The 21875-nt window shown below is 61.8% G+C and carries 16 protein-coding genes; 11 read left to right on the top strand and 5 right to left on the bottom strand.

The features are described 5' to 3' along the window. Positions 1 to 73: 73 nt before the first annotated feature. Positions 74 to 1033 (bottom strand): GlxA family transcriptional regulator, encoded by a 960-nt coding sequence (locus tag RI103_RS32720; RefSeq protein WP_310816899.1) that lies wholly within the window; start codon positions 1031 to 1033, stop codon positions 74 to 76. Positions 1034 to 1138: 105 nt separating this feature from the next. Between RI103_RS32720 and RI103_RS32715 the strand changes: the two genes are divergently transcribed. The 4 genes from RI103_RS32715 (at position 1139) to RI103_RS32700 (ending at position 5721) form a co-directional block, all read left to right on the top strand. Beyond that, the gene (locus RI103_RS32715) at positions 1139 to 2074 is read left to right on the top strand and encodes a LysR family transcriptional regulator (RefSeq protein ID WP_310816898.1); all 936 of its coding nucleotides are present in this window, start codon (positions 1139 to 1141) and stop codon (positions 2072 to 2074) included. Positions 2075 to 2185: 111 nt separating this feature from the next. Next, a complete protein-coding gene (locus tag RI103_RS32710; RefSeq protein WP_310816897.1) occupies positions 2186 to 3379 on the top strand; it encodes a CaiB/BaiF CoA-transferase family protein in 1194 nt (397 codons plus the stop codon). Continuing rightward, a complete protein-coding gene (locus tag RI103_RS32705; RefSeq protein ID WP_310816896.1) occupies positions 3376 to 4329 on the top strand; it encodes a hydroxymethylglutaryl-CoA lyase in 954 nt (317 codons plus the stop codon). The genes RI103_RS32710 and RI103_RS32705 overlap by 4 nt, the downstream gene beginning before the upstream one ends. A 60-nt stretch (positions 4330 to 4389) precedes the next feature. Continuing rightward, on the top strand, positions 4390 to 5721 hold the full coding sequence (locus tag RI103_RS32700) for an MFS transporter (RefSeq protein ID WP_310816895.1): 1332 nt from the start codon (positions 4390 to 4392) through the stop codon (positions 5719 to 5721). 21 nt (positions 5722 to 5742) lie between these two features. On the opposite strand, the gene RI103_RS32695 is transcribed toward RI103_RS32700, so the two are convergent. Next, positions 5743 to 7329 (bottom strand): Na+/H+ antiporter, encoded by a 1587-nt coding sequence (locus tag RI103_RS32695; protein WP_310816893.1) that lies wholly within the window; start codon positions 7327 to 7329, stop codon positions 5743 to 5745. An 802-nt stretch (positions 7330 to 8131) separates the two neighbouring features. On the opposite strand from RI103_RS32695, the gene RI103_RS32690 reads away from it, so the two are divergent. Next, a complete protein-coding gene (locus tag RI103_RS32690) occupies positions 8132 to 10561 on the top strand; it encodes a DUF6531 domain-containing protein (protein WP_310816892.1) in 2430 nt (809 codons plus the stop codon). A 17-nt stretch (positions 10562 to 10578) separates the two neighbouring features. After that, positions 10579 to 11004 carry a hypothetical protein gene (locus RI103_RS32685; protein WP_310816891.1) on the top strand — a complete coding sequence of 142 codons (426 nt, stop codon included), beginning with the start codon at positions 10579 to 10581 and terminating at the stop codon, positions 11002 to 11004. A 363-nt stretch (positions 11005 to 11367) separates the two neighbouring features. On the opposite strand, the gene RI103_RS32680 is transcribed toward RI103_RS32685, so the two are convergent. Beyond that, positions 11368 to 12093: a GntR family transcriptional regulator gene (locus tag RI103_RS32680; protein WP_310816889.1), complete on the bottom strand. Its 726-nt coding sequence runs from the start codon at positions 12091 to 12093 to the stop codon at positions 11368 to 11370. A gap of 162 nt (positions 12094 to 12255) precedes the next feature. Here RI103_RS32680 and RI103_RS32675 point away from each other — a divergent pair, with 162 nt between their 5' ends. The 4 genes from RI103_RS32675 (at position 12256) to RI103_RS32660 (ending at position 18815) form a co-directional block, all read left to right on the top strand. Continuing rightward, entirely contained in the window at positions 12256 to 13476 is a 1221-nt protein-coding gene (locus tag RI103_RS32675) for an aminotransferase class V-fold PLP-dependent enzyme (protein ID WP_310816888.1), read from the top strand. A 206-nt stretch (positions 13477 to 13682) separates the two neighbouring features. Next, entirely contained in the window at positions 13683 to 14969 is a 1287-nt protein-coding gene (locus tag RI103_RS32670; protein WP_310816886.1) for an MFS transporter, read from the top strand. Between the two features lie 39 nt (positions 14970 to 15008). Further along, positions 15009 to 15758, top strand: a complete 750-nt coding sequence (locus tag RI103_RS32665) for a 2-keto-4-pentenoate hydratase (RefSeq protein ID WP_310816885.1) — start codon at positions 15009 to 15011, stop codon at positions 15756 to 15758. A 33-nt stretch (positions 15759 to 15791) separates the two neighbouring features. Beyond that, positions 15792 to 18815 carry an FAD-linked oxidase C-terminal domain-containing protein gene (locus tag RI103_RS32660; protein WP_310816884.1) on the top strand — a complete coding sequence of 1008 codons (3024 nt, stop codon included), beginning with the start codon at positions 15792 to 15794 and terminating at the stop codon, positions 18813 to 18815. A 22-nt stretch (positions 18816 to 18837) separates the two neighbouring features. Here the strand turns inward: RI103_RS32660 and RI103_RS32655 are convergent, their stop codons facing one another. Next, positions 18838 to 19755, bottom strand: a complete 918-nt coding sequence (locus tag RI103_RS32655; RefSeq protein WP_310816883.1) for an AraC family transcriptional regulator — start codon at positions 19753 to 19755, stop codon at positions 18838 to 18840. Positions 19756 to 19913: 158 nt separating this feature from the next. Here RI103_RS32655 and RI103_RS32650 point away from each other — a divergent pair, with 158 nt between their 5' ends. After that, positions 19914 to 20813 (top strand): EamA family transporter, encoded by a 900-nt coding sequence (locus tag RI103_RS32650; protein WP_310816882.1) that lies wholly within the window; start codon positions 19914 to 19916, stop codon positions 20811 to 20813. A 28-nt stretch (positions 20814 to 20841) separates the two neighbouring features. Here RI103_RS32650 and RI103_RS32645 read toward each other — a convergent pair whose 3' ends face one another. Continuing rightward, positions 20842 to 21759, bottom strand: a complete 918-nt coding sequence (locus tag RI103_RS32645) for a LysR substrate-binding domain-containing protein (protein ID WP_310816880.1) — start codon at positions 21757 to 21759, stop codon at positions 20842 to 20844. Positions 21760 to 21875 lie beyond the last annotated feature (116 nt).

The following is a 21875-nucleotide window of genomic DNA, read 5'->3' as shown; positions in this document are numbered from 1 at the left end:
TCCTTGAATCGTTGGCTTGGAAAGGCCGCTATTTTCTCACGCGATATTTTTCCGCGTGCGACGCCGCTTCGCTTCACGCCGACCGGAACCGCTCGCGATACTGCATCGGCGTTGCCCCGATTCGTTTGGTGAAGACAATGCGCATGCGGTCCGCCGTGCCGAAGCCGCAGTCGTACGCAATCGCCTTGAGCGCCGCACCGCTGCTTTCGAGCAGCTTGCGCGCCGCATCCACGCGGGCGCGCTCGACGAATTCATGCGGCGTTACGCCGGTCTCCTGCACGAACACGCGCGCGAAATTGCGTGCGCTCATGCCCGCGACGTCTGCCAGTTGCTTGACCGTGAAGCTCTCCTGAATCCGTTCCATGACGTGCGTCTGGACTTTGGCGACTGGGGAGGTGTCGTCAGCGGGCGCTGTCAGGTAAGGGCTGAATTGCGATTGGCCGCCTTGCCGCTGCGCGAACACCACCAGACGTTTAGCGACGGCGAGCGCCGTGTGCGGACCGTGATCCTCAGCGACCAAAGCAAGCGACAGATCGATGCCCGCAGTCACGCCGGCCGACGTGACGAGCTGTCCGTCGCGCAGATAGATGCGGTCGAAGTCGACGCGCGCCTTTGGAAATTGCGCCGCCAGTTGTGCTGCATGCTGCCAATGCGTCGTGACATGGCGGTCATCGAGCAGGCCCGCATGACCGAGTGCGAACGCGCCGGTGCAAATCGAACCGTAACGGCCGCACTGGGTGGCGACGTTCGTCAACCAGTCCAGCACGGGCGCATCAGGTGCGGTATCGGGTAGCGCAGGGCCGCCCGCGACCAACGCAAGATTGAACGGACTACGCGCCGTGTCGAAGGTGGCGTCGGCGACCAGCATCATGCCGTTGGACGCGCGCAGCGGTGCCGATGCGGCGCTGAGCAGCGTCACATCGTAACGATCCGCGGGCGCGATGAAGCGGTTGGCTTCGGAAAATACATCGACCGGACCGGCAACGTCGAGCGCCTGCACGCCGGGAAAGATCGCGATCGCGACGGTGGGCATCGGAAGACTTCCTTTGACGAGGGACGGAATCCGCAGGGGCACGGCACCTATTTTTTGCATCTGGCGTCAGAATAGGCGCATCGCACAACAACGCGGCACTCCGCCATGGTAATCAAAAACCTTCTCCGAAGGCTCGACCTCACCACGCTGCAACTCTTCCTCGCTGTCTACGAGGAAGGTACGCTCACGCGAGCCGCCGAGCGGGAGGCGATTGCGGTCTCCGCCGCGAGCAAGCGTCTGCTCGAACTCGAACAGGCGGTCGGCGCCACGCTATTCCAACGCAACGCGCGCGGCATGACGCTCACCCCGGCGGGGGAAACGCTGCTGCATCATGCGCGCCGCGTGATGCGCGACATCGAAAACATCGGCATCGAACTGGCCGGTCATGCAAGCGGCGTGCGCGGCTATGTGCGCATGATGGCCAACCTGTCGGCGATCGTCGAATTCCTGCCGGAGGATTTGCGCGCGTTCCAGTTGCAGCACGAGCGCGTCAAGCTCGATCTGGAAGAGCGGCCGAGCGGCGGCGTGGTGGAAGCCGTCGACGACAGCCTCGTCGATCTCGGCATCTGTTCCGGCGACGCCGATACGCGCGATCTGCATGTCGAACACTACCGGCACGATTCGCTGGTGCTCGTGATGCGCGACGATCATCCGTTGGCAGCGCGTAAAAGCGTCGCCTTCGTCGAAACGCTGGACGGCGATCACGTCGGCCTGCACGCCGCGAGTTCGATCAATGCCCGCACGCATCTCGCCGCGCGTCAGGCGGGCAAGCCGCTGCGGCTGCGCATCCATGTGCCCGGCTTCGACGCGGTCTGCCGGATGGTGCAGGCCGGCATGGGCGTCGGCGTGCTGCCGCTCAAGGTGTATCAACTGATGGGTCGTCCGCTGGGTCTCGTCGGCGCGCCGCTCGAAGACGACTGGTCGGCGCGCAGCCTCGTGCTGGTGGTGCGCGACGTCGATGCATTGTCGCCGGTGAGCCGCCTCCTGTTCGACCATCTGCGCACAATCGAAGCCACGGAAGCCCCGCCCACCACCGCTTGACGCGCAGCGTTCGCCGTTCACGAACGGTCATTGGCGAATTGCGGTTGGACGCCGCGACCGCGCTCCTCCTAAGCTGTCTCTCAACACGAAACCAGCTTCGGAGACAGCACAATGGGTGGACCTCTTCAGGGTATCCGCGTCATCGAGATCGGAACCCTCATTGCCGCGCCGTTTGCCGCGCGCCTCATGGCCGAGTTCGGCGCCGACGTCATCAAGATCGAAGCGCCCGAGACCGGCGATCCCCTCCGCAAATGGCGCAAGCTGCATGAGGGCACCTCGCTCTGGTGGTATCTGCAGTCGCGCAACAAGAAATCCATCTGCGTGAATCTGAAGTCGGCGGACGGTGTCGAGATCGTCAAACGGCTCGCGGCCGACGCCGACGTCGTGATCGAGAACCTCCGTCCCGGCGCGCTCGAAAAGCTCGGCCTCGGCTGGGACGTGCTGCACGCCATCAATCCGAAACTGACGATGGTCCGCATTTCCGGCTACGGCCAGAGCGGTCCGTATCGCGATCGGCCGGGCTTCGGCGCGATCGGCGAAGCGATGGGCGGCATCCGCTACACGACTGGCGACGTGGACGGCGCGCCGGCGCGCGTCGGCGTGAGTCTCGGCGACTCGCTCGCTTCGCTGCATGGCGTGATCGGCGCGCTGATGTCGCTGCTGCGCGTGAAGACGGGGCAGGGCGAAGGCCAGGTGGTCGATGTCTCGCTGGTCGAGAGCGTGTTCAATCTGATGGAAAGCCTCGTGCCTGAATACGATCTGCTCGGCCACGTGCGCGAGCGCAGCGGCGGCGCCTTGCCGGGCATCGCACCGTCGAACACGTATCGCACCGAAGACGAAGGCTTCGTCGTGATCGCCGGCAACAGCGATCCGATTTTCAAGCGCCTCATGCAGGTGATCGGCCGCCCCGATCTCGCCGACGATCCCGCCTTGGCGCGTAACGACGGTCGCGTTCAACACTGCGCGATGCTCGATCAGGCCATCACCGAGTGGACCTCGCACCACTCCACCGACGACGTGCTGGCAGCGCTCGAACGCGCTGAAGTGCCGTCGGGGCGCATCTATTCGGTGGCCGACATCGTCGCCGATCCGCACTACCAGGCGCGCGACATGTTGTTGCAGGCGCAACTGCCGGGCGGCGCGTCGGTGAGGATGCCGGGGATCGTGCCGAAGCTCTCGGACACACCGGGCGAAGTGCGCTGGCAAGGGCCGGCGCTCGGCGAGCATACCGGCAGCGTGCTCAGCGAACTCGGATTCGCCAACGAAGATATCGAGCGGCTGCGCCGCGAAGGAGCGGTGCAATGACGCGCATTTTGAACATCCCGCACTACGACAAACTGATCGTGCAGGAAGTCGCACCGCGCGACGGCTTGCAGATCGAATCCACCTGGGTCGACACGCCCGACAAGATTGCGCTGATCAATGCGCTATCCACCGCGGGCTTCACGCGGATCGAGGCCGGCTCGTTCGTTTCGCCGAAAGCCATTCCGGCGCTGCGTGACGGCGAGGCCGTGTTTCAGCAGATCGAGCGGCAACCCGGCGTGATCTACGTCGCCTTGATCCCGAATCTGAAGGGCGCCGAACGCGCGCTGGCTTCGCGAGCCGACGAACTGAACCTGGTGATGTCCGCGAGTCGGACCCACAACCGCGCCAACATGCGGATGAGTTGCGAGTCGTCGCTGGCGGCGTTCGGCGATATCGTGCGGCACGTGAAGGGCTCGGGCGTGCTGTTGAACGCGTCGGTGGCGACCGCGTTCGGCTGTCCGTTCGAAGGAAAGATCGACGAAGACCGCGTGATCAGCATTGTCGATACATATCGTGAGATGGGTATCGAGGGCGTCACGCTCGCCGACACGACTGGCATGGCGAACCCGCGACAGGTGGCGCGGCTGGTCACGCGCGTGCTCGAACGGCTGCCGGCGACCGCGCTCACGCTTCACTTTCACAACACGCGCGGTTTGGGTCTTGCCAATGTGCTGGCGGCATACGAAGTCGGCGCGCGCCGCTTCGACGCCGCGCTGGGCGGCCTCGGCGGCTGTCCGTTCGCGCCGGGCGCATCCGGCAACATCTGCACGGAAGATCTCGTGAACATGTGCGACGAAATGGGCATTCCCACCGGGATCGATCTGCAAAAGCTGATCGCGCTGTCGCGCGGCTTGCCGGCGTTGCTTGGCCACGACGTGCCGGGGCAACTGGCGAAGGCGGGCCGTAACTGCGACCTGCATCCCGTACCCGAATACGTTCTGCAAATCTGACACTTCCCTAATCGATTAAACGACCGGACGGCTTCGCCGAATCCGGCATTGGAGACGAACATGAGTGACCTGGGCGCAGTCGCAACCGGCAACCGCGAGCACAGCGCGAATGATGCTTCGGCCATCATCCGCAAAGTGGCGTGGCGGTTGATGCCGCTGATCATGATCTGCTATCTGTTTGCGTTTTTTGACCGTATCAACATCAGCTTCGCGAAGTTCCAGTTACAAAGCGACCTAGGCTTGTCCGACACCGCATACGGTCTTGGTGCGAGCCTGTTCGTAATCGGCTACGTGCTGTTCGAAGTTCCGAGCAATCTGTTTCTGTACAAGGTCGGCGCGCGGCGCTGGATTGCGCGGATCATGATCTCGTGGGGACTGGCGACGGCCGCGATGGTGTTCGTCAGTAATGAATGGCAGTTCTACGGGCTGCGTTTTATTATCGGCGCAATGGAAGCGGGCTTCGCGCCGGGCGTGCTGTATTACCTGACGCTGTGGTTTCCGCCGAGTTATCGCGGGCGTATCACGTCGATGCTGTTTCTGGCTTCCGCGTTTTCCGGTTTGGTCGGCGCGCCGCTTGCAGGGCTCGTGATCGGACACATGAACGGCGTGCTCGGCATGCCGGGCTGGCACTGGTTGTTTCTGCTCGGCGGGCTGCCGTGCATCGTGCTTGGCTATCTGGTGCTGAAACTGCTGAAGGATCGTATCGAGGACGCGGGCTGGCTGTCGCCGGCAGAAAAGTCCTTTCTGTCGGGGCAAATTGCGCAGCAAAGCCGTCATCCGGACACCGGGCATTCGTTGATGGGGGCAATCAGGACACCGGGCTTTCTCACGCTGGGACTGGTGTACTTTCTGATTCAAGTGGCGTCGTATGGCTTGAATTTCTGGGCGCCGCATCTGATTCACGTGGCGGGCACGAACAACCCGACGATGATCGGTTTGCTGACGGCGGTGCCTTATATTGCGGGCGCAATCTGCATGGTGGTGGTGGGGCGCTTGTCCGACGCGAGCGGCGAACGGCGCAAATTCGTGTTCGGCTTGCTCGTGATGTCGGCGATCGGCTTCTTTGCCGCGGGCTTCTTCGACAAGCAGACGGCGTTGCTGGTCGTCGCGCTGGCTGTGATGGGCGCGGGCGTGGTCGCGTCGATCCCGGCGTTCTGGGCGCTGCCGCCGAAGCTCGTCACCGGTGCCGGTGCCGCCGGTGGGATTGCCTTGATCAACACGCTCGGGCAGCTCGGCGGCATTGTGAGCCCGATCATGGTGGGGCGTGTGAGAGACCTGACCGGCAGTACGACGCCGGCCTTGTATGTGATCGGCGCGATGAGCCTGGTTTGCGCGCTGATCGTGTTGTACGGATTGCCTGACTCGTTGCGGCGCAAGGAAGCCGCGCGGTAAAGGGCGATCAGGCGCGATCGGTCAGCCTCTGCTATGCAACGCGGCGGTTTCCTGCAGGTCCAGATCGTGTTCGAGAGCGCTCAGCAGGTCATCGTGAAGCAAGCCTGTTCGATGCAGATGCAATAGCTCGACGCGCGCCGCGGAAACCGCGGCCAGCACGACATCGAAGTGCGCGATGCGTTCTTTCTCGGGAAAGGCGGCTTCGTCTTGATAGGCTTCGGTAATGCGCGCGCGATAGCTGTACTGTTCCAGCAAACGAGGATGAATCACGCTGCCATCCGGCCCGTGCACGAGCGGCTGGATGGCGGCGAGCTGCGCGGCTTCGAGCCGTGCCCACGCCTGTGGCTCGGTCAGATGCCGCGCGTTTCGTTCGGACTCCTGGTCGGGATTGACCCATTGAATCAGCGATCCGATCGTCGTGCCTTGACCGAGCACCGTCACCAGAATCACGGCGAATGAGGCGACGAGGATCAGATCGCGGCCGGGCATCGTCTCAGGCAAGGAGAGTGCGATAGCCAGCGTGACCACACCACGCATGCCGGCCCAACTCGTGACGGTGGCCGAGCGCCAGTCGGGCGTGCCGCCCGCGCGGCCCATCAATTTGCACACCAGCGCTTTCAACCATTCCACCGTGAAGACCCACACGAATCGCGATAGCACCACCGCCGCGAGCACCGCGCCGACGGCCGGCGCGAACGCGATCAACGCGTCGCCGACACCGCCTAGCCGCACGATCACGCCGCGCAGCGACAGTCCGATCAGAATGAACACCAGCGCTTCCATCAGGAAGATCACGACCTGCCAGAAGGCCGTGCCGCGCATGCGTACCGCCGCCGAGAATACTTCGTGCTGATGCCAGCCGAGCATCATCCCGCAACTCACGGTCGCGATTACGCCCGACACGTCCAGCGTGTCGCCGACGATGTAGCTGATCCAGGCCGAAAGTGTCGATGCGGTGATGATGAGGTATGTGTCGTCGAGATAGCGCAGCAGTTTGACGACCACGAAGCCGATCGCCACGCCCACCGCTACCCCGCCTAACGCGAGCACGGCAAAACGTCCCATCGCATGCTGCGCGCTGAAGGTGCCGGTCAGCGCGGCTGCGACGGCGAAGCGGAACAGCACGAGGCCGGCCGCATCGTTAAGGAGGCTTTCGCCTTCGAGAAGCACCATCAGGCGGCGCGGTAGCGCGACACGTTCGAGCACCGCCTTCGCGGCGACGGCATCGGGCGGCGAGACGATCGCACCCAACGCGAAGCACGCGCCCCACGGCAGAGCGGGCACGACCCAATGCACGACGAGACCGACCGTCAGCGTGGTGAACGCGACGGCGCCGATCGCGAGCAGCAGGATGCCGCCGAGATTGCCCTTGAATTCGTCCCACACGGAGAAGTACGCGCCGTCCATGAGGAGCGGCGGCAGGAACACGATCAGGACCAGTTCAGGATCAAGATTGAAGCGTGGCAGTCCGGGCACGAAGGCCATTGCGGCGCCGCCGACCAGCAGCGCGGCAGCCGGCGGCAGACGCAGCCGCTTGGCGAGCAGTTCGAGACCGATGATCGCGACGAGCGACAGCAGGACGACTTTGAAGCCCATGACGGACGACATATTCGGCCTCGGCAAATGGCTGGGGAACTACTTTTTATCACACGGCGGGTGGGGTGCCTGTGGTTGTGACGGGACGGGATAGGTGTGTGGCATCAAGCACTTGGGTGGGCTGTGCGCAGGTTGTCCACAGGCTTGCGAACAAAATCTGTGGATAAATTCATCCCGCGATGCACAAGGTCTACAAACATCTGTTCTGTTTGAATTCAACAACTTGGTTGTTGGCACACGGCCTCCGGTTGCCCGTATGATTGGCACACCGCAGGTGTTTTGTGGGGAATATCGTGGGAGAAATCGTTCGCAAACGCGTCAGATCACGTTTGTTGTACCGCGAGGCGTCAGCGGGCGGGTAGCGCGTGAAGTCATCCATGAGCATTTGACCTTCGGCTGTCGCTTCGAGCACGACTGCTGTGGCCATATGCAGGGCACGGCACGCGACATTCGCCGCACCCACGGCAGGTGCTTCACCGCGACGCATTACATGTATCGCAACGTGTGAATCAGAAATCACGGGGATGTGATTTCTCAGATCACTCCCGCCAACAAACAGGAGAAGAAATAAATGGCACTTGTTAAACGCACCATCGAGATTTTCATAGTGACGGAAAGCACCCTGTTCGAACGTTGCGTCTGACAGGCGGATGACAAGCGTCGAGTTGTTTTCCTATGCCATGTATAGGTGCAGATGGATCTCAGGATGCCTTGCGCAAGGCAAGTGTAATTTTAGGAGTTTTCGGATTTTCTGATCATTGTGACCCCGATAGGGTGCTTGGGCTTGAACCAAGTACAACCAATAGGGACAACTATGAAAAGAAACAGAACTACAGAGAGTCTAGCGGGAATGGTGGGCCGCCAGCTAGCCGCATTCATGCTGCTCATGGTCGCGTTTGGCGCAAACGCGGCTGATTGCAACGCGGTGTGGGCGGCTACCGGGGCGAAACAAGGCTCGCCCACCTGCCGCTGGGATGCTTATGCCGGCGTACCTGGTGGCATGCAGTACTACAACTGCGTTAGCTTGCCGCTTATCGACGCGTGGTGTGCGACACCGCCGGCTGATCAGCCGGAAGCGAGTTGTCCGGTTGCTGACCCGGTTCTTCCCGGCAGTGGAGCCGTCACGTTGACCGAGGCCGATTTTGTCAGCGGTGATGACATTCCAATGCTGTTCACACGGACTTACCGTTCGAAGTCGCTAACGGTGTCCGCCGCTGCGATGGGGCCGGTCTGGTTCCATAGTTGGCAACGTAGCCTAGGTCTGGCAAATGCAAATAATGGCAGTACGTCCACCGTGCTGGCGTATCGCGAGAACGGTGAGCCAGTTACGTTTAACTGGTCAGCCGGCACTTGGCGTACGGCGGGCTTTACGGGTCTTGCGCTGGTACAGAATGGGTCCACCTGGGCACTGACAGACCTTAAGACTGATACCGTCGAATCGTACTCGGCCCAAGGCGTATTGCTTTCAGAAAGCACGAGGACGGGATTTATTCGCACGCTGAGCTATGACGGTTCAGGGCTGCTGACCGCAATCACGCAGCACGCAGCGGGAACGGACGCGAACAAGGACGTCACGCTTCGGCTTGACTACGACGATAAGCGCCGTTTGTCGCGTCTCAATAATCCGCTGGGTGGTCTGACTCAGTACGGATACGACGTTAACGGAAACCTTCTTTCGGTCACTTGGCCAGATGGGTATGTGCACCGCTATGTCTACGACGACACGCGTTTCAAGAACGCACTGACGGGCGAGGTTGACGAGTCGGGCAATCGCATTGCGACCTGGAATTACGATGCAGAAGGTCGTGCGACGGCTGTCAGCCATCCCGATTCAGCTCGCAACGTACAGTTCAGTTACGGTGCGGGGACAACTTCAGTCATCGCTAGCAAGCGGACAACGGCGCTGAATTTCTCTTCTGTCGGCGGCATGCTGCGGCCAACGTCGAGCAGTTCTGCTGATGGCGTCATCGGTCTGACGTGGGACGCATCCGGCAATTTGCTAAAGGATACCGGTGCAAACGGCGATACTGAGTACGGCTACGACGGCGCGGGGAGACCTGTTCGAATAACAGCCTATAGCAAGTCGGGCACGTCGATCACCACGATCCGGTACGCCGACGCGACGAGCCTGCATCCGCTGACCATAGCATCTCCCGGCGTAATCCAGTCGTTCGTCTACGATGCGCAAGGCAACACGACAGGTATGAGCGAAACGCCCACCTCAGACGGCACGGGGGCGAACGGGTTCGATGCGGCAAAATCTGGCGGCACAACGCGCGCATACGGCATGGTGTATGACGCGTATAACCGGCTCTCATTCGTGCAGATGTACGAGGGAGAGCAGTTGGTTGGGCAGTACAAAGTCAATCGCGATGCGACCGGGAATGTCTATGCGATCGTCGTCCAGCAGAATATTCCGCAAGCCACGGAAATGGCCTCTCGCGATGCCGCTCACCGAGTTGAATTTGGGTTCAACCCGACGGGCGATTTCAATCTGCACTACGATCGACGTGGTCGTATTGATAACTTTAAATTTAATGAATACGCGAGCCCGGCAAACGGTGGAGTGAGGCGAGTTTTCAAGGTCAAGTTTGGCTATTCGCCAAATGGCCATGTCGTTTCACGAACGGGCACCGTCGCAAAGAATGGCAGCATCCTTGATATGGGTGACGGTACCGATGTCCCGATTACCAGCGACGAGGTTGACACGTGGATCGATAACTATAATTTTGGTGAGTCCCCAGTAGGGCCACCTGCCAATCTCCAGAGCACGCCCCGGTTGCTTGGTGACAATTTCCTGGGCACATCGACCGTATGCAGTGGTTGCCATTTTTCGGCTGGCCTGCCCGACGGCATACTTCGCGGGATCGTATTTGTTTGGCGACTGGTGCAGAAACCGGCTGTCCGCTATGCCATCGGCCAGGGTGCTGCAAAGGCTCGTGAAAAGATCGAGCGCATCAAGGAGATGTGCAAACCGGTCGTTAAGGAGGAAGTCGAAGTAGACTGGGGCAGGAACGATAACCAGCTCTATCACACCTTTCGTTACCTTCAGGAGAAAAATATCCCTGTGCAGCCCGTCAAGGATGCTATTACCGCGGACTTGGAAGAGGCTGTAGCAGCTCTGCCAATGCAGGAGGGTCGCACCCGAACCGTAGAAGTGGATGGCATTGCCATAGACTATGTTGCGTATAAAACGGGGGACAACTCGGTTCGAGTTGGTTCCATTCGACCTCCGCGCCAATGACCGTGATGGATACATATATGGAACGAAACCTGGAGCCTCACGAGCGCAGACTGCTTGGGTTCATTCTGGATGTGAATAAGCCGCTTTATCCGGATCAATCAAGTCGCTGGTTAGCTCAACTTGAGCATTGTACGGTCCACGAAGTTAACGTACCTTATTGCTTGAGGATCAGTCATGTGGGTATTGCTCTCAAGCCTGAAGGGCGCAGCCGCACCCTAAGATATGAGCTTGTTGGCCTTGACGAGGGCATACCGGTGCTTATCTACGTGGTCACTGAAGAAGCGGAGGACGGATTCGTTCTTGACATTTTTTCAGTTGATCGTCTCGATGGCGAGCCAGTGGTCAATTATCCTGAAGCGGGCGATGGGTTGATGATTGTGGACGGTAACAGCCGCGTTGGTGGCGCGGACCTTCGCCACATCTATGGGGGGGGTAATTCTTAGTCAGCCCTTATTGTTGGATCTCGCTGCATAACAACTGTCTGGCCCGGACATAATTCACCTTAGAATGTTCGGGACCAGCACGGTTGATCCTGCGGTACGGCGGCGCTAATCAACGAGAAACCGGCAGATCGCATGCCGGCGTAGCGCGTTTCCAGCGCATCCGCCCACAAAGCCCCAACCCATGCTCACGCATGAACCGCAGGCCGATACTTCCATCGCATCAATCACTTGGCTGGGATGTAAGAAGGTTGTCCACAGGCTTGCCAACATTTTAGGTGGACAAGTCTCCGGCGTTGACGCGGACGAACAGGCCACACTGGCACCGAAGGCAAACACTGCTTAGGCGCCTTCCTTCGGCGCAACTCAAGTCTTCAATGGCGACGCCGCCACCTCTTCCCGCGACTGCACCTGCAAAACCGCATCACGCTTATCAAGCAGATGCTGCCGAAGAATCGCACTCAGCTTCTTACCATCCCGCGCTTCAAGCGCCTTCAGCATCTCGTCGTGGTCATGAATCGCGCTATCCCATTTGGGAGTCTGGAAATTCGACCGAAACCTAAGCGCCTGCAAGCGACGATTCACCGCGACATAAGTCTGCCGCAGCGCTGAATTCCTGGCCGCCTCATTGATCTTGTCGTGAATCGCCTGATTGCGGCTGTAGTACCCGGCCAGATCGTTCTGCGTACGACACGCGAGCATCGCGTAATGCAACGCCTTGATCTCAGCGAGTTCAGCCGCCGTCATCCGCTCTGCCGCCAGCTCGCCGGAAAAAGCCTCGAGACCGCTCATCAGTTCGAAGGTCTCGCGCAACTCGGCTTCCGACATCTTCGACACCGACGCGCCACGATTCGGCGAAATCTCGATCAGCCCTTCAGCGGCCAGCACCTTCAGCGCCTCGCGCAGCGGCGTGCGCGAAATGCCGAGCGTTTCGCACAGCTCGCGCTCGTTCAGTTTCTTGCCCGGCTCGAGCACGCCCTCGACGATAAAGCGGCGAATGTGCTCCACCACCGTGTCGTGCAAGCGCTGCCGCTCGACCTTCGGCATCAGCGGGGATGTGGCGATGCCCGCCTCGAATTCCGAATTTTGCATACAAAAGCCCTCAACACCTCATTAGCTCAGATTTTATAGGAAGCTGAAAGATTAGTTAATAGTGCGGGTAAACACCGGCGTCAGCGGCCAATTTTCGCCTTGGGGTCGCCGCGGTTCATCTGATATAGTTTTTTGAATGCAAAATTCAATCGGAGGAGCCCAATGCTCAAGTTAGACTTTCACCCCGCTGGCCGTCACTTTTTGCAGATCCCGGGTCCGAGCCCGGTGCCCGACCGTATCCTCCGGGCGATGAGTTACCCGACCATCGATCACCGCGGCCCGGAGTTCGGCGAACTCGGTCTGAAAGTGCTCGACGGCATCAAGAAAATCTTCAAGACGCAGCAACCCGTGGTGATTTACCCGGCCTCGGGCACGGGAGCCTGGGAGGCGGCGCTGTCGAACACGTTGAGCCCCGGCGACCACGTGCTGATGTTCGAAACCGGCCACTTCGCCACGCTGTGGAAAAAGATGGCGGAAAGCCTCGGGCTGAAGCCGGAATTCCTCGGCCTGCCGGGTATTGAAGGCTGGCGTCGCGGCGTGCAGCCGCAAATGATCGAGGAGCGCCTGCGCGCCGACACGCAACACGCGATCAAGGCGGTGTGCGTGGTGCACAACGAAACCTCCACGGGCGTGACGTCCGACATTGCCGCCGTGCGCCGCGCGATCGATGCCGCGGGTCACCCGGCCTTGCTGCTGGTCGACACGATCTCGGGCCTCGCCTGCGCCGACTACCGTCACGACGAGTGGGGCGTCGACGTCACCGTCTCGGGCTCGCAAAAAGGCTTGATGCTGCCGCCGGGCATCAGCTTCAACGCGATCTCGCCGAAAGCCATGGCCGCCAGCAAGCAGGCAAAACTGCCACGCAGCTTCTGGGACTGGGCTGACATCGTCGAGATGAACAAGACCGGCTACTGGCCGTACACGCCGAACACGAACCTGCTTTACGGACTTAACGAAGCACTCGAGATGATTCTCGGCGAAGGGCTCGACAACGTGTTCGCCCGTCACGAACGTCTTGCCGAAGCGACCCGCCGCGCGGTGCGTGCGTGGGGCCTGGAGATTCAGTGCGCGGATCCGTCGGTGTATAGCCCAGTGCTGACAGGCGTGATGATGCCCGACGGCATCGACGCCGACGCGGTGCGCAAGGTGATCTACGAACGCTTCGACATGTCGCTCGGCACGGGCCTCGGCAAGATGAAAGGCCGCATGTTCCGCATCGGCCATCTGGGCGACTGCAACGACCTGATGCTGCTGGCCACGCTGGCCGGCTGCGAAATGGGCCTGCGGCTCGCGGGTGTGCCGCTCAAGGAAAGCGGCATGCCTGCCGCTATGGAGTGGTTGAGCCAGCCGACGAAGGCGTCGGGTCTGAAAGCCGCCGCCTGAGTACGCCCTGAAGAAAGTGCCCTTGAGGCACCGGGCGCAAGCAACGACTCGCAGAGAAGGGAAGGCGGCGAGCACTTCCCTCACGAAGCCGCGCGCAGAACGCGGCCCCGAACAAATGCGATGGTCCCGCGGCGCGAACGGCTGCCGGGCAACGACGCAGCGCGCCATCTCAGGCGCGCCGTCGACACATGCAATGGAGAGAGACGATGAAGCGGTTTCGTGTAACCAGTGCGACCAGTATCGTTCTAGTGATGCTATGCATCATGTACTTCATCACCTACCTCGACCGCGTCAACGTCAGCACCGCGGCTGCGGGTTTCGGCAAGGAATTCCATCTCTCGCATACGGAAGTCGGCCTGGTGTTCTCGGCCTTCGCATATCCGTATCTGATCTTTCAGATCATCGGCGGATGGGTCAGTGATCGCTTCGGCGCCAAACGCACGCTGATTTTTTGCGGCGCCATCTGGGGCGTCGCGACCTTATTGACGGGTTTTGCAGGCGGCCTGGTTTCGCTGCTGGCCGCGCGCGTGCTGCTCGGTTTCGGCGAAGGCGCGACGTTTCCCGCCGCGACCTCCGCGATGGCGCGCTGGGTCGCCAAAGAAAAACGCGGCTTCGCGCAGGGCATCACGCATGCGGCGTCGCGGATCGGCAATGCAGTGGCGCCCGGCCTGATCGTGCTGGTCATGGCGACCTGGGGCTGGCGCGAATCGTTCTATATCTGCGGCGTTTTCAGCCTGGTGTGGGTCGCCGTGTGGGCCATCACCTTCACCGAACATCCGAAAGATCATCCGCGTATCACGAACGACGAGCTCTCCGTGTTGCCCGCGCCAAAAACGAAAGTCGCCGGCGTGCCGTGGGGCAAACTGTTTCGCCGCATGTGGCCGGTCACGATCGTGTACTTCTGCTACGGCTGGACGCTATGGCTATTCTTGAGCTGGATTCCGCAATACTTTCTGCACAGCTATCACCTGCAACTCCAGAAGTCGGCGATCTTCGCTTCAGTAGTGTTCTTCGCCGGCGTGATTGGCGACACGCTCGGCGGCATCGTGACCGACTGGATCTTCACGCGTACCAGCAGTCTGAAGCGCGCACGTAGCTGGATGGTGTCGGTCTGCATGTTCTTCTGCCTGCTCTCGCTCATTCCGCTCATGTTCACACACAGCTTATATGTGTCCATGGCGTGTCTGGCATCCGGCTTCTTCTTTGCCGAAATGACGATCGGTCCGATGTGGGCGATTCCGATGGACATCGCGCCGGAATACTCGGGCACGGCGAGCGGCATGATGAATACCGGCTCGGCTCTGGCCGCGATCATCTCGCCGGTGGTCGGCGGTTTCCTGATCGACTACTTCGGTAGCTGGGAGTTGCCGTTCGTCGGCAGCATGCTGTTGATGGCGATCGGCGTGGTACTCGCGTTCCGCATGCAGCCGGAAAGCAAATTCGCGCTCAACGCGGCCGACAAAGCGCACGTTCCCACGGGCATGGGCGTTTGAGCGCACTGCACCGTTCCCTCTCTCTTTGCCCTTGATGACATGACGACAGCACTTAGCCGGCTTCTCGCCGACGCCCGTCGCAACCACGCCACGCTCGACACGTTGCCGCCGCAGCACATACCCGTCGATGCCGTCGCGGCGTACGCGATCCAGCACGAAATCCTGGACGCATGCGGCGCGCGGATCGCCGGCTGGAAGATCGGCGCGAAGTCCGAAAGCGGCCCGATCCAGGGCGCGCCGTTACCCGACCTCGACTTGCATGCCGACGGCGCGCGTTTGTCGCGCGAAGTCTTCGCGCCGTTGGGGCTCGAACTGGAAATTGCGTTTCGCTTTGGGCGCCGCTTCGATGCTTCCACCGCGCCGTATAGCGAAGCTGAAGTGATGGCGGGCATCGGCTCGTTCGGCGCGACCATTGAAATCGTGGCGAGCCGCTACGCCGGATGGCCCGCCGTCGACAAGCTCGCGCAACTCGCGGACTTGCAGAACCACGGCGCGCTGATCGTGGGCGAATTCACGCCGTATCGCGAGGACTTTCCGTTCGTGGCGCCGTCGCTGCATTTCAGTTTCGATGGACGCGATGTGGTTCAAACCACGCCCGCCAATCCGGCCGGCGATCCGCGGCGCCTGCTGACGTGGCTCGTGAATCACGCCACATCGCGCGGCATCGCCGTGACGCCGGAGATGGTCGTCACGGCCGGTTCGTACACCGGCATGTTCTTTCCGCAAACGGCGGGCACGGCGAGCGGGCGCATTGAAGGACTCACGCCGGTCAACCTCACGCTGTACTAGCCGGTTCCCCTGTTTTTGCCATAGGCCGACGATATGACGAACCCCACTTCCGCATTACTCGTCAAGCCGATCCACCTCGTTCCGTCCGCCGCGCGCCTGACGAGTCCGCTCGCGCAGCATCTGCGCAAATCACTGCGCGGCGACGTGCTGTTCGATGCGGCGAGCCGGGGCCGTTATGCGACCGACGCGTCCATTTACCAGATCACGCCGATCGGCGTGGTGGTGCCACGCGATCAGGACGATCTGCGCATCGCGCTGGAAATCGCGCGCAGCGAGAAAGTGCCGCTGCTCGCGCGCGGCGCGGGTACGAGCCAGTGCGGCCAGACGGTCGGCGAAGCGCTGGTGATCGACACGAGCAAGTGGTTGAACAACATCGTCGCCTTCGATGCCGACGCGCGCACGGTAACGGTCGAGCCGGGCGTCGTGCTCGACCACTTGAACGCATGGCTCAAGCCGCACGGTCTCTGGTTTCCGGTGGATGTTTCGACGGCCGCGCAGTGCACGATCGGCGGCATGGCGGGCAATAATTCGTGCGGCTCGCGCTCGATCGAATACGGCAACATGGTGCACAACGTCGAGGCGATCGACGCGATTCTCGCTGACGGCAGCGAGGCGCGTTTCGCGTCGTTGCGCGAGGCGCCGCAAGGCGCACGCTTGCAGCAGATACTCGCGGGCGTGAAGCAGATCGCCGAACGAGAGCGCGACGAGATCGTGGCGCGTGTGCCAAAGGTCTTGCGCCGCGTGGCGGGCTACAACCTCGACGTGTTCGATTGCCAGAATCCGCGCGCTTATACCGACGACGGCGTCGCGAATCTCGCGCATCTGCTGGTCGGCTCGGAAGGCACGCTCGCGTTCAGCCGGCAATTGACGCTCAGGCTCGCGCCGCTGCCCGCGCATAAAATGCTCGGCGTGGTCAACTTCCCGACCTTCTGGCAGTCGATGGATCTCACGCAGCACATCGTCAAGCTGAAGCCGGTGGCGGTGGAACTGGTCGATCGCACGATGATCGATCTGGCGATGAGCAATCCGGCGTTTCGTCCGGTGATCGGCAAGGCGCTGGTGGGCGAGCCGCAAGCCATTTTGCTGGTGGAGTTCGCGGGCGAGGACCGCGACGCGCAACTCGCATCGCTCAAGCAACTCAGCGAATTGATGGCCGATCTCGGCTTGCCCGATTCGGTCGTCGAGATGCCGGACGCGAACGAACAGAAAGCATTGTGGGAAGTGCGCAAGGCGGGACTCAATATCATGATGAGCATGAAGGGCGACGGCAAGCCGGTGTCCTTCATTGAAGATTGCGCGGTGCCGCTCGAACATCTGGCCGAATACACGAGCCGCCTGACCGAAGTGTTCCATCGGCACGGCACGGAGGGCACGTGGTACGCGCATGCGAGCGTCGGCACGCTGCACGTGCGGCCGATTCTCGACATGCGGCGCGACGGCGCGCTCAAGATGCGCGCGATCGCTGATGAAGCGGCGGCGCTCGTGCGCGAATACAAGGGTGCCTACTCGGGCGAACACGGCGACGGATTGTGCCGCGGCGAATGGGTCGCGTGGCAATACGGGCCGCGCCTGAATCAGGCGTTCAGCGAAATCAAGGCGCTGTTCGATCCGGACAACCGCTTCAATCCCGACAAGATCGTGCGTCCGCCGAAGATGGACGACACGCGCAATTTCCGCTTCGCGCCGGGCTACAAGGAACATCGCATTGAAACGGCGCTCGACTGGTCGGCATGGAATGTCGAACGCGATCCGCTGACCGGACAGGAGACCTCGCCGGGCAGTGGCAACGATCTGTCCGGCGGTCTCGCGAAGGCCGTCGAGATGTGCAATAACAACGGCCACTGCCGCAAGTTCGACGCGGGCACCATGTGCCCGAGCTATCGCGTGACGAAGGATGAACAGCACGTCACACGCGGACGCGCGAACACATTGCGCCTTGCGATTTCCGGTCAACTCGGTGAAGCAGGACTCGCGAGCGACGACGTGAAGGAGACGCTCGATCTGTGCGTGTCGTGCAAGGGCTGCAAGCGCGATTGCCCGACGGGCGTCGATATGGCGAAGTTCAAGATCGAGGCGCGGGCGGCGCGCGTCAAATGTCACGGGCTGCGTCTGCGTGACAAGCTGGTGGCCTTCATGCCGCGTTATGCGTCGACGGCGAGCCGCATGTCGGGCTTGATGGCGCTGGCCGACAACGTGCCGCTGCTGTCGGCGTGGTTCAAGCGGTCCGTGGGCTTCGCGCCCGAACGGAGCTTGCCGCGCTTCAGGAAGTCATTTTTGGCTGATGCGGTGTCATCGCGCAAAGCAGCGCAAGGTGCCGCGCTCAAAGAAGTGCTGCTGTTCGTCGATACGTTCAACAACAACATGGAGCCGGAAAACGCGCGCGCTGCGCAGCAAGTGCTGGAGGCGGCGGGTTACACGGTGCACTTCAACGCGCGTCAGGGCGAGCGGCCCGTGTGTTGCGGCCGCACGTTCCTCGCGGCAGGTCTCGTCGATGAAGCGAAGCAGGAAGCGCGGCGCATGCTCGATCTGTTCAAGCCGTTCGTGGAGCGCGGCGTGGCGATTGTCGGGTTGGAGCCGTCGTGCTTGTTGTCGTTGCGCGACGAGTTTCTGCACTACGGCTTCGGCGAAGAAGCGCAGCGGCTCTCGAAGCAGGCGTTTCTATTCGAAGAGTTTCTGGTGCGGGAGGACAAGGCTGGACGTTTGCAGCTCGCGCTGAAGCCGTTGGCCCAACAGCAGGCGCTGGTGCATGGGCATTGCCATCAAAAGGCCTTCGACGCCTTCACACCCGTGCAGACCGTATTGAAGTGGATTCCTGAATTAAAGGTATCGACGGTGGAGTCGTCGTGCTGCGGGATGGCGGGCAGTTTCGGCTATGAGGCCGAGCACTACGCGACGTCCCAGGCCATGGCGGAACTCTCGCTGCTGCCGGCGGTGCGCAAGATGGACGGCAACACGCTCATGGTCGCGGACGGCACGAGTTGCCGGCATCAGATCCACGACGGCGCGGGCGTCGACGCGATTCACGTGGCACGCGTGCTGGCGATGGCGCTGCAGTGAAGCCGAGCGCGCCGGCCCTCGCTCAGGCGGCGATAGCCTGCCGATACGCAGTCGGCGCCACGCCCACGCTCTCGCGGAAACGGTGACTGAAATGACTGGCGTTAGCGTAGCCGCACTGTTCGGCGACCTGCGCGAGCGGCAGCGCCGTGGTGCGCAATAGCGTGCGGGCGCGTTCGAGCCGCTGCTGCGCGATCCACGCGGCGGGCGGCAGTCCGAACGACGTGCGGAACATGCGCGCAAGATGAAATTCCGACAACGCCGCTATGCCGGCAAGCTCGCCGAGCGTGAGCGTCTGCGAGAGATGACTGTCGATATAGTCGCGCAGCCGCCTGCGAGTCGCGACCGACAAACCGCCTTTGAGCGACGCATCCGTGCGGCGCACGCCTTGCGCGCGCAACAGCAGACTCAGCACCTGATGCGCAGTCTCATTGGTACGCAGCAAGCCGTCCGGGTCCTGCCAGTCTTCATTCGCCAGCGATTGACACAACGCGGCGATGCGGGCGTCTTCGAAATACGTGCGATCGGCGAGCGTCAGTTCGCGCGGCTCGAGATCGAGTTCCTGAACGGCGCGCTGCGTGAAATGCTCCGGCAGGAAGTACAGGTGCATGAAATGCATGTGGCCGCGCACCCACCAGCGTGATTCGTGATCGCCTGGCAGCGCGCAGAGCCGCGACGGCGCGCCGTAATGCCCCGGCATCTTCTGACGCTCGGTGCGATAGCCGCCGTCCAGATAGCACGACAGAGTGTGATGGCCCGGCCGCTCGTAGACGGTCTCGGCTTCTTCCGTGTCGCGCGTCCAGACGGCGATGGCCAGCCGGTCGCCGAGCCACGCGAAGCGGTCCAGATTCGCGTTGGCGCTGCTCAGCGTGTGACACACCGACTGAAGGCCGAACGGCGTTTCAGTGGAGTGGATCGCGGGTGCGGACGGTCTGGTGTTCATGAAGCAGGCGAAATACTTGTCATGGCTGAATGAGCGTGAGTATACGGCCGCTCACGCGCGGCGGCTCGCTACTCCGGAAAAGTGCGCAATCCTGGACAAGTGCGGCCAGCAGGGCTGCGGCATAGTGGGCTTCCGTATTTGCTGCTGCAGGCTTGACCATGAATTTGTTCCTATATGCCGCCACCGTGTTGATTTGGGGCACCACGTGGATCGCAATCAAATGGCAATTGGGGGCGGTGCCGCCACCGGTATCCATTGCCTGGCGTTTCTGGATCGCGGCGCTCGTGCTGTTCGCGCTGCTGCGTATCATGCGCCGGCCGATCTTGCCGCCGCGCGCCGCGTGGCGACTCCTGGTCGCACAAGGGTTGGCGCTCTTCTGCCTGAACTTTCTGTGTTTCTACTACGCCGAACAGGTGGTGCCGAGTGGACTCGTGGCGGTGGTGTTTTCCACCGCGCCGCTGCTGAATTCGATCAACGGCCGCCTGTTCATGGGCCGGCCGTTGCAACCCACGGCGATTGCCGGGGCGGCGTTGGGGCTCGTCGGTATCGTATGTTTGTTCGTTCAGCAGATGACGGGACATCTCAACGACCACGCCGCGTGGTTCGGGCTCGGGATCGCGTTTCTCGGAACCCTATGCTTTTCGGCCGGCAACCTGTTGTCGAGCCGGATGCAGTCGATGGGCCTGCACCCGTTCGCCACGAATAGCTGGGCGATGCTGATCGGCGCCGGCGTCTTGACGGTGGGAAGCGCATTGGCGGGCTTCTCGTTCGCCGTCGAGCCGTCCGCGCGTTATCTCGGCGCGCTCGCCTATCTCGCGATCTTCGGCTCGGTGATCGGCTTTACGGCGTACCTGATGCTGGTCGGGCGCATCGGACCCGAGCGGGCTGCTTATTGCACGGTGTTGTTTCCGATCGTGGCGCTGGCGGTGTCGACGGTATTCGAAGACTATCAGTGGTCAGCGCTGGCCGTGGTCGGACTGTTGCTAGTGGTGGCCGGCAATCTGGTGGCGTTCGATCTCACGCGACGCATCTTCGTGCGGCGGGCGCGGACTTCCTGACGAGCATTCTCCCGCGCGAGGCGGCGCCCTAATCCGCTGCCGTCCACTCTGGCCGCTTTCCGAGGCGGTCGAACAGTTCGAGGATCGTCGTCTTCACTTTCTGCACGGCGTTGCTCAGCAACGCCGTGTCGTGCCAGCACAGCGACAGGTCGCGCGAAAACAGTCGGTGGTCGACTTTGGCGAGCTTGAGCTTGCGTTCATCGAGTTCCACGTGAGCTGCCGTCCACGGCAAGATCGTCACGCCGAGCTTCGCCATCACCGCGGCGAACAATAGCGCGGTCGAACTGGCTTCGAACAGAATCTCGCACGGCTGCCCGGCCTCGCGCAGCGCCCATTCGACCCGGCTGCGAATCGTGTTCGGCGCGCTCGGCAGGATCAGCGGCATGCGCGCCAGCTCGGCGATCGGCACGGGCTCGTGCGGCATCGGAAATTCCGGCCACGCAATCAGATAGAGCGCTTCGGTCAGCAGCTTCTGCGAAGTGACGCCGCGTGTTTCGACTGCGTCGACCACGACGGCCAGCTCTACCCGTCCACCACCGATCAGATTGCCGAGGTCCGCGCTCGGCGCTTCGATCAATTCCAGCGCAATGCCCGGATAACGATCGCGAATCGTGCGCGCGAGTGGAATGGCGACCATGCGCGCCGTACTCGACGGCATGGCGACCGACACTTTCCCCTGTGGCAACTCCGCGTCCTGGCGCAGCAATTCACGCGTGCCGTCGGCTTGCCTCAGCAAGTCCACGGCGTGCCGGTAGAGCGTCTGCCCCGCGGCCGTGGGCGCGACGCCATGCACGCTGCGCTCGAGCAGTTGCATGCCCAGATCGGTTTCCAGATTGCGCATCTGCTGGCTGATCGCGGGCTGCGCGATATGCAGCGCCTCGCCCGCCCGCGTGACGTTGCCGCACTCCACCACCTTCACGAAATACCGTAGTTGCCGCAGATCCATGCGCGTCGCTCGCTCCTTCATCCCATAAGGAAATCCGATTGAGCTAGAGAAATATCATATTTTTCGATTATCGAGCACGTTCTTATACTCAAGCCACAAAAAACCGAAGCGTGCCC

It is taken from the genome of Paraburkholderia sp. FT54 (assembly GCF_031585635.1).
Lineage (GTDB): Bacteria > Pseudomonadota > Gammaproteobacteria > Burkholderiales > Burkholderiaceae > Paraburkholderia.
The sequence above is the reverse complement of the archived record's forward strand: the minus strand, read 5'-3'. Positions and strand labels throughout refer to the sequence as shown.